This window comes from Rathayibacter sp. VKM Ac-2754, assembly GCF_009807095.1.
GTDB lineage: Bacteria > Actinomycetota > Actinomycetes > Actinomycetales > Microbacteriaceae > Rathayibacter.
Genome location: NZ_WUCC01000004.1, coordinates 62,453 through 78,594 on the forward strand (window position 1 = coordinate 62,453; position 16,142 = coordinate 78,594).

The following is a 16,142-nucleotide window of genomic DNA, read 5'->3' on the forward strand; positions in this document are numbered from 1 at the left end:
CCGACCGCAACCCGAAGGAACCCCCATGCCCCGCCTCCTCCGCACGGCCGCCGTCTCGGCGTTCGCCCTCTCGACCGCGCTCCTCGCCGGCTGCAGCGGCACCGCCCCCTCCGCCCCCGCCGCCGAGAGCGCCGACGCGCTCGAGCCCGCCACGATCACCCTCTACACCTCCGAGCCGCAGGAGAAGGCCGACGCCCTCGTCGCGGCCTTCAACGAGGTGCACCCCGAGGTCACCGTCGAGGTCTTCCGCGCCGGCACCGGCGACCTGACCGCCCGCATCGAGTCCGAGCGGACGGCCGGCGCCGTCCAGGCCGACGTGCTCCTCGCCGCCGACTCCGGCACCTTCGAGGACTACGCCGCCGAGGACCTGCTGCTGCAGTACAGCCCCGCCGACGTCGACGCGCTGAACCCCGACGTCGTCGACCCCGAGGGCTACTACACCGGCACCCGCATCATCCCGACGGTGATCGCCTACAACACGGGCATGATCGACGAGGCCGACGCCCCCACCTCGTGGCAGGACCTCACCGACTCCCAGTACGCCGACAAGCTCGTGATGCCCAACCCCGACGTCTCGGGTGCCGCCGCCTACAACGCGGCCGTCTGGCTCGACGAGCCGGCCCTGGGCGAGGAGTGGCTGACCGCCCTCGCCGCCAATCGCCCCGTGATCGCCGACAGCAACGGCCCCGTCTCGCAGGCCGTCGCCTCGGGGACCCAGCCGGTCGGCGTCGTCGTCGACTACCTGGTGCGCGAGCTCGCGGCGCAGGGCTCGCCGATCGCCGTCTCGTACCCGACCGAGGGCGTGCCCTACGTCTCGCAGCCGGCCGGCATCTTCGCCGACACCGACGCCCAGGAGGCGTCCGAGGCGTTCGTCGACTTCCTCGTGAGCGAGGCCGGGCAGACCCTCGCGGTCGAGCAGTCCTACCTCCCCGTCCGCTCCGACGTCGGCACCCCCGAGGGCGCGCCCTCGATGGACGAGATCACCGTGCTCTCGCCCGACCTGCAGACGATCCGCGACAGCCAGGACGCGGCCGTCGCGACCTTCACCGAGCTCTTCCAGTAGTGAGCGCGACCCCTCTGCCGACCCTCGCCGTCTCCCGACGGCGGGGGTCGCTGGGCGCGGTGCGGGTCGTCCTCTGGGCGCTCTGCGCCGCGCTCGTCCTCGTCCCGCTGGGCACCGTGCTCGTCCTGGCGGCCGGGGGCGACCACCTCGGGGTGCTGCTCGAGGGCGACGTGGTCGAGGCCGGAGTCAACAGCCTCGTCTCCTCCGCCGTGTCCGCGGTCCTCGCGGTCGCGGTCGGCACCCTGTTCGCGGTGCTGCTCGACCGCACAGATCTGCCGGGCCGCCGAGTCCTGCGGATGGTCGCCCTCAGCCCCCTTCTCGTGCCGCCGTTCGTCGGCGCCATCGCCTGGGTCGGGATCGCCGGCCCGACGAGTGCCGTCAACCTCTGGTGGCGCGGCCTCACCGGCGGCCCGCTCTGGAGCATCTACGGCGGTGACGGAGTGGTGTTCCTCCTCACCGTGCACAGCTATCCGATCGCGATGCTCATCGTCTCGGCCGCCCTGCGCCGGATCCCCGGAGACCTCGAGCTCGCGGCGCGGATCGGCGGCGCCTCGGCGCTCCGGGCGGTCGCGACGATCACCCTCCCGCTGCTGCGGCCGGCGATCGCGTCGGCGCTGCTGCTGATCGGCGTCTCGAACCTCGCCGACTTCGGCATCCCCTCGATCATCGGCCTGCCCGAGCGCTACGTCACCCTCTCGACGCTCGTCTACCGCTACATCCAGTCGGGCACGGTCGAGAACCCGCTCGAGGTCGTCGCCACCATCGGCGCGGTGCTGCTCGTGATCGCCGTCGCGGCCCTGGTCGTCGACGCTCTGCTCGCCCGGCGCCGGGTCGAGCTCGACTCCGCCGCGACGCCTCCGCAGCTGCTCGCCCTCGGCCCCGCCCGCGATGTCGCGGCGGCGGCCACCTGGACGATCGTGCTAGGGCTCACCCTCCTGCCGCTGCTCGCCCTGCTGTCGCAGGCGCTCCTGCCCGCGCCCGGCGTCCCGCTGACCCTCGAGAACCTGACCCTCGACAACATCACCCGCGCCGTGACCGCGAAGAACACGGCGACCGGCGCCCTCACCTCGGTGCTGCTGGCGCTCGGCGCGGGCGTGGTCTGCGGCGTCATCGGCCTGGCCGTCGGCACCGTGACCACCCGCACCAGGTCCCGCGACAACGCGGCACTCCGGGCCGTGGCCCTCCTCCCGCAGGCGATCCCCGGGCTCGTCATCGCCGTCGCCTGGCTGGTCCTCGCGCCGCGGATCGGGCTGTTCAACACGCCCTGGCTCATCCTCTGCGCCTACATCACCTCGTTCGTCGCGCTCGTGGTGCAGTCGGTGGCGGCCCCGCTCGCGGCGACTCCCCTCACCGCGGAGGAGGCGGCCCGCATCTCGGGCGCGAGCCGGCTCCGCGCCCTGGTCGACATCTCATGCCGGATGGCCGTGCCCGCGGCGATCGCCGGCTCCGTCCTCGTGGTGCTCACCGCGGTCCGCGAGCTGACGCTCTCGGTGCTGCTGCTCTCGCCCGGTGCGCAGACGCTCGGCGTCGCCATCTTCAACCTGCAGCAGGCCGGCTCGTACAACACCGCCGCTGCGCTCTCCCTCCTCGTCACCGTCGTCGGACTCGCGGGCCTCGGCCTCGCCGCCCGCTCGCCCCGCTGAAAGGTCACCGTGGCCTCCGTCACCCTCGACTCCCTCTCCCTCCGCTACCCCTCGGGGGCCATCGGCCTCGCCGACATCGACCTCCGGATCGCCGACGGCGAGTTCGTCGCGCTCGTGGGCCCGTCGGGCTCGGGCAAGACGACGCTGCTGCGCGCGGTCGCGGGCTTCCTCGCGCCGACCGCGGGCACCGTCCGCCTGGACGACACGGTGGTCTCGGGAGGCGGTGCGTTCGTGCCGCCGGAGGGTCGCGGGCTCGGCATGGTCTTCCAGCAGCACGCCGTCTGGCCGCACTGGTCGGTCGGGCGCAACGTCGACTACCCGCTGCGCCGCGGAGGCGTCCCGCGGCGCGAGCGCGACCGCCGCGTCGCCGAGATGCTCGAGCTCGTGGGCCTCGACGGCGCCGCGCGTCGCGACCCGGCCACGCTCTCGGGAGGGCAGCGCCAGCGCGTGGCCATCGCCAGGGCCCTGATCGCGGAGCCCCGCGTGCTGCTGCTCGACGAGGCGCTCTCGGCGCTCGACGAGCCGCTGCGCGACCGCCTCCGGATCGAGCTGCAGTCGCTGACGCGGCGGATGGGGCTCACGGTGCTGCACGTGACGCACGACCGCGACGAGGCGCTCGCCCTGGCCGACCGCGTGGTCGTGCTCGACGGCGGCCGGATCCAGCAGGTCGCCCCGCCGGCCGAGGTCGTGGCCCGCCCCGCCTCCGCTCTCGTCGCCCGCTTCCTCTCGGACGCCACGACCGTGCGGGGCACCCTCGGCGTCGACGGCTTCACCGCGCACGAGCATCCGCTGCGCCTGGAGCGGTCGCGGATCGACGACGCGGTGCCCGGCGGGTGCGAGCTCGCGATCCTGCCCGACGACGTCGCGCTCGGCCCGGGGGAGGATGCGACGGTCGTCTCGTCCCTCTTCGGGCGCGCGGGCAACGACGTGGTCCTCGACTGGGCGGGGCTCCCGGTGCGCTGCCACAGCGAGTCACGGCCCGCGGTCGGGGCGCGGGTCGGCGTCACGGTCCGGCGGGCCCTCGCGTTCCCGGTCGCCGCGTGAGAGCCGCGTTCGTCCGCCACGGCCGGACGACCTGGAACGCCGAGCGGCGCCTGCAGGGCCGCAGCGACCTCCCGCTCGACGCCCGCGGCGTGCTGCAGGCCGAGGCCGCGGCCCGGGTGCTCGGCGGCTCGCGGCCCTGGAGCGGTGTCGTGAGCTCGCCGCTGCTGCGGGCACGGCAGACGGCGGCGGTGATCGCCCGCGCGCTCGAGCTGCCGGACGCAGCGGTCGACGACGGGCTCGTCGAGCGCGACTACGGCCTCGCCGAGGGGGTCGCTCTCGACGAGGCGCACCGGCGGTGGCCCGGCGGCGACTACCCGGAGGCGGAGTCGACCGAGGCGCTCGCCGCGCGCTCCGCCGCCGCCGTCCGCCGCCTCCTCGACGGCGACGGCGACGTGATCGTGGTCGGTCACGGTGCGTTCCTGCGCGCCGGGATCCGCGCGGTGACGGGGCGGGAGTTCCCACGCCTCCTGAACGGCGACGTCGTGCTGGCGAGCGGCTCGCCGCCGCGGTTCCAGGTGCACGCTCGATGACCGGGTGGCTGCTTAGGTAAGGCTCAACGGGCGGAATCGCCGAATTCTCGGCGGACAGTGGCGCTCAGCCTTCGTTGTGCGGGCGCACCTGCGGTCACGGACGCCTCAGCCCCCGGCTGCCGCCTCGCCGACCAGCTGGAATCCGCCCTCGATCGTCCCGTCGGGATTCAGCTGCACCCGCGTGAACACGGGCGAGTCCTCACCCCGCGCCGAGCCCGCCAGCCGCAGAGCGTTCCCGTCGAAGAAGTCGGCGAGCCCCGTGCACCCGACCGAGAAGGTGCCGTCGGGCCGCTGCAGCCCGAGGCACAGCATCGTTCCGTTGGGCGCGCTGAGCAGCAGCCGGTCGTCCTGCACGGTCTCGAAACCCGGGGTGTAGACGGTCGCACCGGTGGCGACCAGGTCGAAGCCGTCGGGCAGATCCGTCGTCGGCTCCCAGCCCTCGACGAGGTCCTCGAAGCGGTCGATCGGCCGCGCGGTCGGGGTGGGCGTCGCGGTGGCCTCGGCGCTCGGCCTGTCGAGGGCGACGGAGGCGGCGGCCGCGCCCAGAGCGAGTCCGGCCGCGAGGGCTCCCGCGGTGATCAGGGCCGCTCGGCGTCGGGGCCGGCGGGGTTCCTCGGGCGGGGGAGTGTCCGGGGGGATCGGCGCGACGGGGCGCTCGGACAGGAGTTCGGGAGCGCTCCCGGTCTGCGGGTCGGCAGCCGCGATCTCCGACTCGCTCCGGAGGCGCCGTGCGGCCTCGCGCCGGCGGGTCTCGGTCTCGGCGCTCCCGTCGGGCCGCGCGTAGAGCGCTCGTTCGAGATCCCGGCGCTCGTCCCGGCGCTCGCCACCGCGCTCGTCGTCGTGGCGCTCGTCGTCCTCGGCCTGCACGTCGCCAGTATGACGGGCGCCTCCCGCACCCGCCTCCGGAGGCTGTGCTCGCTCACAGTCCATCGCACAGAAAATGACGCAGGTTGACTCCGTTCCGAAGTATTGACGTCTTCTGAGCGTCTCCGCAGACTGGGAGCGCACACAGTTCAAAGGAGAACTCGCCACACCTCACCGGGGTGCGCCGCTCGCCGGCCCCCGCTCCGCGAGCGCCTCACGGCCTCGCCTCCGCCCCACCCGGGACCTCCTCCGCCGCACCCCCGTGCGCCGCGGCCGAGGCGGATCCGCTCCACGAAAGGACACCCATGTCTGCACGCACTCGGAGGAGAGGCGGCCTCGCGGCCGTCGCCGCCGTCTCGACGCTCCTCGGCTCGTTCGCCGGGGCGGCGACCGCCTCCGCCGCCTCCGGCGCTCCCCTCGACGGGCCGGTCGACGCCGGGATCTTCGTCGACCGCGTCGAGGGCCTCTCGCCCGACTTCATCAAGGGCGCCGACGTCTCGAGCCTCCTCTCGATCGAGGAGAGCGGAGTCGTCTTCCGCGACGCCGACGGACAGGTCGCCGACCTCTTCGACGTCCTCGCCGACGAGGGCGTCACCACGGTGCGCGTGCGGGTCTGGAACGACCCGTTCGACGCCGAGGGCGACGGCTACGGAGGCGGCGACGTCGACGTCGACCGCGCCGTCGAGATCGGCGAGCGCGCGACGGCCGCCGGGCTCGGCCTGCTCGTCGACTTCCACTACTCCGACTTCTGGGCCGATCCCGCCCGCCAGCTCTCGCCCAAGGCGTGGATCGGCCTGAGCGACGCCGACCGCACCACGGCCGTCCACGACTACACGGCCGAGTCGCTGCAGCGCTTCGAGGACGCCGGAGTCGACGTCGACATGGTGCAGATCGGCAACGAGACCAACAACGGCATGGCCGGCTACGCCCGCGCCGCGACCGACATGGACGCGACGCTCGCCGGGCTGTTCTCGGCCGGCAGCAGCGCCGTGCGCGAGGTGCTGCCCGACGCCCAGGTGGCGGTGCACTTCACCAACCCCGAGACTCCCGGCCGCTACGCCGCGATCGCAGCCGGCCTCGACGCGTTCGACGTCGACTACGACGTGTTCGCGAGCTCGTACTACCCGTACTGGCACGGCACCGTCGAGAACCTCACCGGCGCCCTGTCGCAGATCGCCGGGACCTACGGCAAGAAGGTCATGGTCGCCGAGACCTCCTGGGCGCACACCCTCGAGGACGGCGACGGCTACCCCAACGTGATCGACGCCACGACGGCGACCGACGAGTACCCGATCAGCGTGCAGGGTCAGGCCACGGCGCTCCGCGACGTCATCGCGGCGGTGCACGCGGTCGGCGACGCCGGCATCGGCGTCTTCTACTGGGAGCCGGCGTGGCTCCCCGTCGGCCCGCCGAGCGCACTCGAGCAGAACCGCCTGCTCTGGGAGCGCGACGGCTCCGGCTGGGCCAGCAGCGCCGCCGGCGACTACGACCCGGTGCACGTCGGCGAGGCCTACGGAGGCTCCGCCTGGGACAACCAGGCGCTCTTCGCCGCCGACGGGTCGCCGCTCGAGTCGCTCAGCACGTTCCGCTACGTCGACACCGGAGCCGTCGCTCCGCGCGCCGTCACGGGCGTCGACGCCGTCGAGCTCACCGTCGTCGACGGGGGAGCCGTGGAGCTGCCCGAGACCGTCGCCGTGAACTTCAACGACGGCTCCGTCGAGGACCGCCCCGTCACCTGGAGCGGCGCCGCCTCGTGGATCCGCGGCCCCGGCGAGTACACGGTCCCCGGCCGCACCGACTCGGGTCTCGAGGTGTCGGCGACGGTGACCGTGGTCGCGCCGAACCTCGTCGCGAACCCGGGCTTCGAGCTCGAGGACATGTCGGCCTGGACCCTCACGGGACCGGCCGCGCGGACCGAGACCGGTGACGCGTCCGAGGGCGGCTTCGCCGTCACCTTCTGGGGAGCCGACGCCTACTCGACCTCGGCGAGCCAGACCCTCACGGGGGTCGCGCCCGGCGCGTACACGCTCCAGGCGACGACGCAGGGCACCGGCGGCACCGCCTCCGACGTGCGCACTCTGAGTGCGACGACCTCCGCCGGCACGACCGCCGCGCCGCTCGAGATGACCACCTGGAGCTCGTTCTCGACCACGACCGTTCCCGTCGTGGTCGGCGCTGACGGAGTCGTCGAGATCGCGGCCGAGTTCGCGCTGGCCGGAGGCGCCTGGGGCGTCCTCGACGACGTGCGCCTCGTCGCCGACGCGGCCGAGTCGACCGTCGACACCGCAGCGCTCGAGTCGGCCCTCGCTGAGGCCGATGCGGTCGATCGCTCGACCGGCAGTACCGAGTCGCTCGCGCGCCTCGACGAGAGCCGCGCGATCGCCGCGGTCGTGCTCGCCGGGTCGACCGCGACGCAGGAGGAGGTGGACGCCGCCGAGCGCGGCCTCCGCGAGTCGATCGCCGGAGTCGCGAGCGACCTCGGCGTGACCCTCTCTGCGACCGTGAGCTGCGTGAGCGGAAAAGCCGTCCTCGCGGTGAAGGCCGCTAACGCGGGGACCGAGCGGGTCGCCCTCTCGGTCCGCACGCCGTACGGCAGTGTGACGCTGCCGGCGCTCGCCGCGGGCGCCTCGACGTCGCTGAAGGTCCCGACCCCGCTGAGCTCGGTGCCGGCGGTCTCGGTCACGGTGGACGCTCGCGGGGCCGGTGGCGCCTCCACGGAGCTGCCTGCGGTGACGAGCCCGGCCACGCGCTGCCGCTGACGCAGCCCGTGATCGAAGGGGGTCGGTTCGCGCGCGGAACCGACCCCCTCCCCCCGTCGGAGGGACCCGCCGTGACGCGGATCGTCGGGTAATGCGAGAGCGCGGCGCATCCTTAAGCCGAATAGCGAGTGGTTCTACTCAGTTCTGTCGCAGATCGACGGATGCGTGACCAGTTTGGGGTACTTTTCAGATCCACCCACCGTGGGTGTCCTGAGCCCGCGCATCCGTGGGCGGAAGCTGCGTCACCATGCTGCACAGCCCGACCTCCACTGCCCGATCCCGACGCTCGCGACGAAGGCGATTGGGGATCGGCGCCTCCGCCGGCGTCCTGATCCTCTCGGCGAGCTTCCTCTTCGCGAACTCCGCCCAGGCGGCGTCAGCGCCCGACCTCGGGCGCGCCGGCTCCTACTCGGTCCTCGGCGGCTCGACCGTCACCAACACCGGCGACACGATCCTGCCGGACGACCTCGGCGTCAGCCCCGGCACCGCGATCACCGGCTTCCCCCCGGGAGAGGTCCTCGGCACGATCCACGCCGCGGACGCCGAGGCGAACGGCGCCCAGTCCGACCTCGTGACGGCGTACGACCAGCTCGCGTCGCAGGCCGCGACGGCCACGGTCTCCGGCGACCTCGTCGGCCAGACCTTCCAGCCCGGCGTGTACAACTCCGCCGGCCCGATCGGCCTCACCGGCACGGTCACGCTCGACGCAGCGAACGACCCGGCGGCCGTCTTCGTCTTCCAGGCCGGCTCGACCCTGATCACCGGTTCGTCGAGCCGCGTCGACCTGATCAACGGCGCCCAGGCGTGCAACGTCTACTGGCAGGTCGGCAGCTCGGCCACGCTGGGCACCGACTCCTCCTTCGTCGGATCGATCCTCGCGCTCGCGTCGGTCACCGTCACGACCGACGTCGTCGTCGAGGGCCGTGCCCTCGCCCGCAACGGGGCCGTCACGCTCGACAGCAACCTCTTCACCACCCCGGACTGCACGCCGGTCCCGACCGAGGTGCCGACGGTGACTCCGACTGTGGAGCCGACCGTCGAGCCGACCGTCGAGCCGACTGTGGAGCCCACGGTGGAGCCGACCGTCGAGCCGACTGTGGAGCCCACGGTGGAGCCGACCGTCGAGCCGACCGTCGAGCCGACCGTCGAGCCGACCGTCGAGCCGACCGTCGAGCCCACGGTGGAGCCGACCGTCGAGCCGACGGTCGAGCCCACGGTGGAGCCCACTGTCGAGCCCACGGTGGAGCCCACTGTCGAGCCCACGGTGGAGCCGACCGTGGAGCCCACGGTGGAGCCCACTGTCGAGCCGACCGTGGAGCCCACTGTCGAGCCGACCACGCCTCCGGTGATCCCGCCGGTGACTCCTCCGACCACGCCTCCGGTGATCCCGCCGGTCACGCCCCCGGTCATCCCGCCCGTGACGCCGCCCGTGATCCCGCCGGTCATTCCTCCGGTGATCCCGCCTGTCACGCCCCCCGTGATCCCGCCCGTGATCCCGCCGGTCATTCCTCCGGTGATCCCGCCGGTGACGCCTCCGGTGATCCCGCCCGTGATCCCGCCGGTCACGCCCCCGGTGACCCCGCCCGTGATCCCGCCGGTCACGCCCCCGGTGACCCCGCCCGTGACGCCTCCTGTCACTCCTCCCGTGATCCCGCCGGTCACGCCGACCATGACGCCGACGCCGACGGTCACCCCGACGCCGACGGTCACCCCGACCATGACGCCGACGCCCACGGTCACCCCGACCATGACGCCGACGCCGACCGTGACTCCCACGGTCACGCCGACGCCGACCGTGACGCCCACGCCCACGGTGAAGCCGACCGTGACGCCGACGCCGACCGTGAAGCCGACCGTGACGCCGACGCCGACCGTGACTCCGACCATGACGCCGACGCCCACGGTGAAGCCGACCGTGACGCCGACGCCGACCGTGAAGCCGACCGTGACGCCGACGCCGACCGTGAAGCCGACCGTGACGCCGACGCCCACGGTGAAGCCGACCGTGACGCCGACGCCGACCGTGAAGCCGACCGTGACGCCGACGCCGACCGTGACTCCGACGGTCACGCCGACGCCGACCGTGAAGCCGACCGTGACGCCGACGCCGACCGTGAAGCCGACCGTGACGCCCACGCCGACCGTGACTCCCACGGTCACGCCGACGCCGACCGTGAAGCCGACCGTGACGCCCACGCCCACGGTGAAGCCGACCGTCACCCCGACGCCGACCGTGACGCCCACGGTCACGCCGACGCCCACCGTCACCCCCACCGTCACCCCGACGCCGACCGTGACGCCCACGCCGACCGCACCCGCGGTCGTCCCCACCACCAGCCCCTCGCCCTCGTCCACCGCCCCCGCGGTGCTGCCGGGATCGAACGGGCCCAGTAGCGGAGGCCTCGCCTCCACCGGAGTCGACGGCATCGCCGTGGCCCTCGCTGGAGCCTTCGCGCTCCTCGGCGGCGGACTGCTGATGCTGCTCCACCGTCGCACCAGGCGACTGCGGAGCTGACCCACCCGGGGCGAGTGACGCGTCGACCCCCGCGTCACTCGCCCCCCCACCTCCTCCACTCCCCCCGGTGGAGGAGCCGCTCCACCCCTCACCGAGACCCCGCGAGGAACTGCGCTCCTGCGCAGCCGTCCGCTCCGCGCATCATCGCGGCAGTGGGCGCCCTTCCCGCCCCCCGCTCCCGTCATCGCTCCCCGCGCCGACACCTCGACGACCGGTTCCCGACTCGGCCGCACCGCCCTCCTCCGAGGGCCCGCGCTCGACGGGTTCCCGCGTCACCGCGTCGACCTCGTCGACGACACCCCCTCGGTCAGGACAGCGGATGAGCCACCAGCACGCCGGAGCACAGAGCGGCACCCCCACCACTCACGACAACGCCCTGCGGCAGGCGGCCAGGAAGCTCTGGTCCCAGCTCCTCGACCCGCGGCCCCGCTCGGGCGCGACGCAGGACCCCGAGGGCCGGGCCTCCGTCCGCGGCATCCTGTTCGCCGTCGCCTTCTCGGCGCTCTTCTACGTCGTCGCGGCCGTGCTCCTCGTCCTCCTCCTCTGGCTGGGACCCCTCGCGCCGTGCCCCGTCGACGTGCAGACGTCCGACGGGGGAGTCGCGACGCAGCAGTGCCCCTGAGTGTCCGCCCCGCGCCCCGAGCGCGTGCGGAACCGAGGCTCAGGCCCCGATCTCCGCGGCCTGAGCGCCGACGGAGCCTCTCGTCCTCGGTTGTGCACCGAGTCCAGCCGAGAGGGTCCGCACCTGCGTCCGGCACTTCTCGCCCGCACCGGAGGCGCCGAGCGGCGGATCCCGTCGAACGGAGAAGCCGCACCGGAACCCCGGCCGGCCCGGACCCGGCGCGCCTCAGCCCGAGTGCGTCGTCACCAGCAGGTACCGCGCCGCCCCCGGAGCCTCCGCCGGCACCGACCAGCGGTGCGGCCGCCGCGTGTCGATCGTGATCGACTCCCCGGCCGTCACCGTGCGCTGCTGCCCGTCGGCGTAGCTCAGCACCGCCGTCCCCTCGATCACGAAGACGAACTCCTCGCCCGGGTGCGCGAAGTCGACGTCGTCGGAGTCGCCGGGCCACGAGGTGAAGAGGTACGCCTCGGTCGTCCGGCCGGGCCCGCCGACGACGAGCCGCGCGCGCGGAGCGTTCGGCGCGTCGCTGGCGCGCAGGTGCGCCTCCGGTGTCGTGTCGTCGGAGGAGGCGACGGTCGGGACCAGCTCGGCCGGCGGCACCTCGAGCGCGGCCGCGAGGGCGTAGAGGGTCGACAGGCTGGGCAGCAGCTTGCCGTTCTCGAGCTTCGACAGGAACGGCTGCGACACCCCGGCGGTTCCGGCGAGTGCGCGCATCGAGAGTCCGCGCGCCGTCCGCAGCCCGTGCACGAGAGCGCCGATGTCGGCGGCGAGGGCCGGGGGCTCGTCGTCGTGCGTCATCGCGCCTCCCGTGCCGCTTGCGGTCGCTGATTCCTGCTGGTTATCATCGTCGTGTTGATAACTCGAGGTTATCAGCCCTCCGATCGGGAGCGACCGATCGCTCAGTGCAGCGAAGGGCACCACCGTGACCAAGCAGATCTTCCTCGGCGCGTTCGAGGAGTTCACGCCGAACTTCATCAGCAACGCCTGGCACCACCCGCGCGGCGACACGAGTGGCTTCGCCACGCTCGAGTACTGGCAGGACCTCTCGCGCAGGCTCGAGGACGCCGGCTTCGACTTCCTCTTCCTCGCCGAGGCGCTCGGCTACCCGATGAGCGGCGACGACGTCCCCGAGGTCGTGATCCGCGAGGCCGTCCAGGTGCCCGTGCACGACCCGATGGCGCTCGTCAGCGGACTCGCCGCCACCGTCGACCGCCTCGGATTCGTCGTGACCGCCTCGACCACCGCGCAGCAGCCCTACCTCAATGCGCGCACCTTCACGACGCTCGACCACCTCACCAAGGGCCGCATCGCCTGGAACATCGTCACCTCCGACAACCAGGTCGCGCTCACCAAGCTGCTCGGACACGACGGAGTGACGCCCCACGACGAGCGCTACCGCCGCGCCGCCGAGTTCGTCGAGCTGTGCCTCACCCTCTGGGAGGGCGCGTGGGAGGACGACGCCGTCGTCTACGACAAGGCCACCCGCACCTTCGCGGACCCGGCGAAAGTGCACCGCATCACCCACCGCGGCGAGTACTTCTCGTACGACGGCTACTTCCCGGCCGTCCCCTCGGTGCAGCGCACGCCGCTCCTGCTGCAGGCGGGCGCCTCCTCGGCCGGCCGCGCCTTCGCCGGCCGCTACGCCGAGTGCGTCTTCATCCAGGACCGCGACCTCGACAAGGCGGCCGCCACCGTCGCCGATCTGCGCTCGAGAGCGGAGGCGAACGGCCGCGATCCCCGCGACATCACGGTGATCCCCTCCGTCGCGATCATCGTCGGCGAGACCGAGGAGGAGGCGCTGCGACTGCGCGCAGAGCTCGACGCGACTCCGTCCCGCGAGGCCGCAGCGGCCCTCTTCATGGGCTGGAGCGGTGTCGACCTGATGTCGTTCCCGCTCGACGCGACCCTCGCCGAGGTGACGACCGAGGTCGGCCAGACCATGCTCGCGATGTTCCAGCGGCCCGAGGGGAGCCCGACCGTCGCCGAGATCCTCGATGTGATCACCTCCTCCATCGGAGGCATGCGCGTCACCGGCACCGCCGAGTCGGTCGCCGACCAGCTGCAGGAGATCGTCGACCGCACCGACGTCGACGGCTTCCTGATCGAGTACACCTACGGCGGTTACGAGACCTATCGCGACTTCGTCGAGCAGGTGATGCCGCTCCTGCGCGAGCGCGGGATGCTGCCCGCCGAGCCGCGCACCGGCAGCATGCGCGAGCGGATCCTCGGCCACGACGTGCCGACCCTGCCAGCCACGCACCCCGGCTCGGCGCACCGCGTCGGCACCCCGCGCTGACGGCGGCCGGGGGACGACCGAGGGAACCGGCTCCCGTCCAGACGTCCCGCTGATTCGGGAGGTCTCGACGAGAGCCGGTTCCCTCGGTGCCGTGCGACGAGCTCGAGGCTCAGCCGGACGGGTTCTCCACGGGGTCGCCCTCGGGGTCGGTGGCGGTCTCGGGGTCGACGGTCTCGGGATCGACGGGCTGCGGATCGACGGTCTCGGGAGTGCTCTTCTCGGCCATGTGATCCTCCTTCTCTGTCGTAGTGGATCGTGCGGTCGCCTGCCACGGTACGGGCCGCCGCCTCCCGTCCGCGCCCCGGTTGACGGGAGCGGGCGGAGGGTGGCAGCGCATCCCTGTGCCAGTCCCGGGCGGTGACCGCAAGGCCTGGGGCGGGTGTTGCCCGCTCCGTAGTCTGGACACTTCGACCCGAGGAGTAGGCACCGCATGATCCGCACCACCGTGACCATCGACGGAAAGACCTACGGGCTGTCGCAGGGGGAGGACATCGACGCGCTCAAGGAGTCGAGCTCCCACGCGGCGCAGGCCGGAGGAGGTCTCGTCGAGTTCGTCGTCGTCGGCAACCGCAGCGTCAGCGCCCTGGTCTCGCCCGGTGTCCCGGTGATCTTCGAGGAGATCGAGGTGCCCGACGACGATCGCGACACCGGCGACGTCCACGAGCCGTGGGACGATATCGAGTACCTCGACTGATCTTCCCGCGGGAGTCCTCCCGCGGGTACTGGACGCCTGAGGGGTGCCGCCGGCTCGACCCGGCGCCTCTCGGGCTCTTCTCAGGGCACCGGCCTACTCGGCCCCCTCCGCCTCCGTCAGCTCGCCCTCGACGAGGGTCGCGGCGGCGGAGGCGAGTGCCTCCCGCACCTGCTCCGGCTCGATCCGGAGGAGCGCGGCGATCGCATCGACGTCGTGGCGGCCCGTGTACCGGAGCAGCCAGCACTGGCGCTCGAGCGTCGGCAGCGCGTGCAGGCGCCGGTGGAAGCCGGTGCGGAGGAGGTCCTCCTCGCGCAGAGCCGAGGGGGCCGTCGTCACCGCCGGCTCCTGCCGCTCGACGCTGCGGCGTCCGATCTCGGTGCGGGCGACCTCGAGCGCCGACTGCTCGTCGAGCACGCGCGGCGCTCCGCTCCGGAGGGTGACGGCCGCGTGGCGCAGGGCTGCCGTGGCGGCGGCGTCCGACAGCGTGAGCCGGTAGGCGTAGGCGTACAGCCCGGCGCCGCGCGTCGAGAGCACGCGACCGGCGAGCAGCTCGCCCTGCTGCTGCGCCTGCGTCATTCCGACGGCCGCCACGGGCCCCTGGTACGCGTTCACGGTCACTCCTCGCTCCGGGCGATCCCGGCGGGGCTCGCGTCGCAGCCGATCGTAGGGGTGCGAGAACGATCGTTCTACCCTTGACTTCTCAGCTTTCTCTTCGATACGTGCGCATCGACATCGCGGGTCAGTCGCGCGCCGAGAGGATGCAGAACTCGTTCCCCTCGGGGTCGGCGAGCACCACCCACGACTGCTCGCCCTGCCCGACGTCGATGCGGGAGGCGCCCAGCTCGACGAGGCGCGAGACTTCCGCGTCCTGATCGTCGGGCACGAAGTCGAGATGGAGGCGGTTCTTCAGGGTCTTCCGCTCCGGCACGTCGAGGAACAGCAGGCTCGGCCCGCGCCCCGACGGTGCCAGCAGCTCGATCCCGTCGTCGTCCTCGTCGACGACGTCCCAGCCCAGCGCCTCCTGCCACCAGTGGCCGAGGGCGCGGAAGTCGGTGCAGTCGACGATGATCTCTTCGAGTCGGAGTGCCATGCCCCCGACGCTAATCGGCGCGCCCCGTGTCGCGGAAGGCCCTGCGACAGGCGCTCCCCTGTCGCAGCCCGTGCCGCCCCCCTCGACTCCGCATGCTGTTCCAGCACGACCGCTGGCGCCCGCCCGCCGCCGCCCGCCATCCTCGATCAGACCCGTTCGGAGGACGCACCATGTCGACAGCACGTGAGCACTGGGAGGAGCGCTACGGCGACTCCGCCATCTGGTCGGGCCGCCCCAACGCGACCCTCGTCGACCTCGTCGGCGGCCTGCCGCCGGCCCGCGCGCTCGACCTCGGCGCGGGCGAGGGCGGCGACGCCCTCTGGCTCGCCTCCCTGGGCTGGAGTGTCACCGGCCTCGACCTCTCGGAGACCGCGCTCTCCCGCGCCCGCGCCGCGGCCGCCGAGCGCGGCCTCACCGTCGACCTCCGGCAGGCCGACCTCGCCGAGGAGTGGCCGGTCACCGGCCCCTTCGAGCTCGTCACCGCGTCGTTCCTGCACTCGATGGTCGAGTTCCCGCGGATCGAGGTTCTGCGCCGCGCCGCCGCACTCGTCACCGTCGGCGGACGCCTCGCCGTCGTCTCGCACGCCGCGCCGCCGCCGTGGTCGGGGCACCGCGGTCACCTCGCCGACGAGCTGCCCACCGCCGAGCAGGAGCTCGCCGAGCTCGCCCTCGACCCCGACGCATGGTCGCCGCTCGTCGTCGGCACCCGCGAGCGCCTCGCGACAGGCCCCGACGGCCACGAGGCCCCGCTCATCGACAGTGTGCTCCTGCTGCAGCGCCGCTGACCGGAGGCGTCTCGCGCCCCCTCAGAGCGATGAGGGAGAAGTCGGCACCCGCTGCCCCCCATGCTGGTCGAGTAGCCGCCGCAGGCGGCGTATCGAGACCCACCAGCGTCAGCAGATCGGGCTTGAGCCCTGCGCTTCTGACGGACGTGGATCTCGATACGCCCGCTCCGCGGGCTGCGGACTCGATCAGCGAGGAAAAGGACCGCGCACAGGAGGTCATCCCTCCGAACAGACCCC

Annotated in this window: 14 protein-coding genes; 10 read left to right on the forward strand and 4 right to left on the reverse strand. The window is 73.2% G+C overall.

Going from position 1 to position 16,142, the window contains the following annotated elements; all coding sequences use genetic code 11:
* The first annotated feature begins 25 nt into the window (after positions 1 to 25).
* Genes GRS92_RS07935 through GRS92_RS07950 form a run of 4 tightly spaced genes read left to right on the forward strand, consistent with a single transcriptional unit; the run spans position 26 to position 4,280 of the window.
* Positions 26 to 1,063, forward strand: a complete 1,038-nt coding sequence (locus tag GRS92_RS07935; protein WP_159855004.1) for an ABC transporter substrate-binding protein — start codon at positions 26 to 28, stop codon at positions 1,061 to 1,063.
* A complete protein-coding gene (locus tag GRS92_RS07940; RefSeq protein WP_235021882.1) occupies positions 1,063 to 2,706 on the forward strand; it encodes an ABC transporter permease in 1,644 nt (547 codons plus the stop codon). The genes GRS92_RS07935 and GRS92_RS07940 overlap by 1 nt, the downstream gene beginning before the upstream one ends.
* A 9-nt stretch (positions 2,707 to 2,715) precedes the next feature.
* On the forward strand, positions 2,716 to 3,750 hold the full coding sequence (locus tag GRS92_RS07945) for an ABC transporter ATP-binding protein (RefSeq protein ID WP_159855006.1): 1,035 nt from the start codon (positions 2,716 to 2,718) through the stop codon (positions 3,748 to 3,750).
* A complete protein-coding gene (locus tag GRS92_RS07950) occupies positions 3,747 to 4,280 on the forward strand; it encodes a histidine phosphatase family protein (protein WP_159855008.1) in 534 nt (177 codons plus the stop codon). Before GRS92_RS07945 ends, GRS92_RS07950 begins: the two co-directional genes overlap by 4 nt.
* A gap of 105 nt (positions 4,281 to 4,385) precedes the next feature.
* Here the strand turns inward: GRS92_RS07950 and GRS92_RS07955 are convergent, their stop codons facing one another.
* Positions 4,386 to 5,147, reverse strand: a complete 762-nt coding sequence (locus GRS92_RS07955; protein ID WP_159855010.1) for a hypothetical protein — start codon at positions 5,145 to 5,147, stop codon at positions 4,386 to 4,388.
* Positions 5,148 to 5,449: 302 nt separating this feature from the next.
* Here GRS92_RS07955 and GRS92_RS07960 point away from each other — a divergent pair, with 302 nt between their 5' ends.
* From GRS92_RS07960 to GRS92_RS07975, 3 genes are all read left to right on the forward strand, one after another.
* Entirely contained in the window at positions 5,450 to 7,903 is a 2,454-nt protein-coding gene (locus tag GRS92_RS07960) for a glycosyl hydrolase 53 family protein (protein WP_159855012.1), read from the forward strand.
* Between the two features lie 301 nt (positions 7,904 to 8,204).
* Entirely contained in the window at positions 8,205 to 10,418 is a 2,214-nt protein-coding gene (locus GRS92_RS19005; RefSeq protein ID WP_235021883.1) for an ice-binding family protein, read from the forward strand.
* 319 nt (positions 10,419 to 10,737) lie between these two features.
* Positions 10,738 to 11,040 (forward strand): hypothetical protein, encoded by a 303-nt coding sequence (locus GRS92_RS07975; protein ID WP_159855014.1) that lies wholly within the window; start codon positions 10,738 to 10,740, stop codon positions 11,038 to 11,040.
* 225 nt (positions 11,041 to 11,265) lie between these two features.
* Here GRS92_RS07975 and GRS92_RS07980 read toward each other — a convergent pair whose 3' ends face one another.
* Positions 11,266 to 11,838 carry a helix-turn-helix domain-containing protein gene (locus tag GRS92_RS07980; RefSeq protein WP_159855016.1) on the reverse strand — a complete coding sequence of 191 codons (573 nt, stop codon included), beginning with the start codon at positions 11,836 to 11,838 and terminating at the stop codon, positions 11,266 to 11,268.
* Positions 11,839 to 11,962: 124 nt separating this feature from the next.
* Between GRS92_RS07980 and GRS92_RS07985 the strand changes: the two genes are divergently transcribed.
* A complete protein-coding gene (locus GRS92_RS07985; protein WP_159855018.1) occupies positions 11,963 to 13,336 on the forward strand; it encodes an NtaA/DmoA family FMN-dependent monooxygenase in 1,374 nt (457 codons plus the stop codon).
* Positions 13,337 to 13,766: 430 nt separating this feature from the next.
* Complete coding sequence (locus GRS92_RS07990) at positions 13,767 to 14,030, forward strand: hypothetical protein (protein ID WP_159855020.1); 264 nt, start codon at positions 13,767 to 13,769, stop codon at positions 14,028 to 14,030.
* A gap of 93 nt (positions 14,031 to 14,123) precedes the next feature.
* Here the strand turns inward: GRS92_RS07990 and GRS92_RS07995 are convergent, their stop codons facing one another.
* Both GRS92_RS07995 and GRS92_RS08000 read right to left on the reverse strand, forming a co-directional pair.
* The gene (locus tag GRS92_RS07995) at positions 14,124 to 14,642 is read right to left on the reverse strand and encodes a hypothetical protein (protein ID WP_159855022.1); all 519 of its coding nucleotides are present in this window, start codon (positions 14,640 to 14,642) and stop codon (positions 14,124 to 14,126) included.
* Positions 14,643 to 14,769: 127 nt separating this feature from the next.
* The gene (locus GRS92_RS08000; protein ID WP_159855024.1) at positions 14,770 to 15,120 is read right to left on the reverse strand and encodes a VOC family protein; all 351 of its coding nucleotides are present in this window, start codon (positions 15,118 to 15,120) and stop codon (positions 14,770 to 14,772) included.
* A gap of 170 nt (positions 15,121 to 15,290) precedes the next feature.
* Between GRS92_RS08000 and GRS92_RS08005 the strand changes: the two genes are divergently transcribed.
* The gene (locus tag GRS92_RS08005) at positions 15,291 to 15,905 is read left to right on the forward strand and encodes a class I SAM-dependent methyltransferase (protein WP_159855026.1); all 615 of its coding nucleotides are present in this window, start codon (positions 15,291 to 15,293) and stop codon (positions 15,903 to 15,905) included.
* Positions 15,906 to 16,142: the final 237 nt, after the last annotated feature.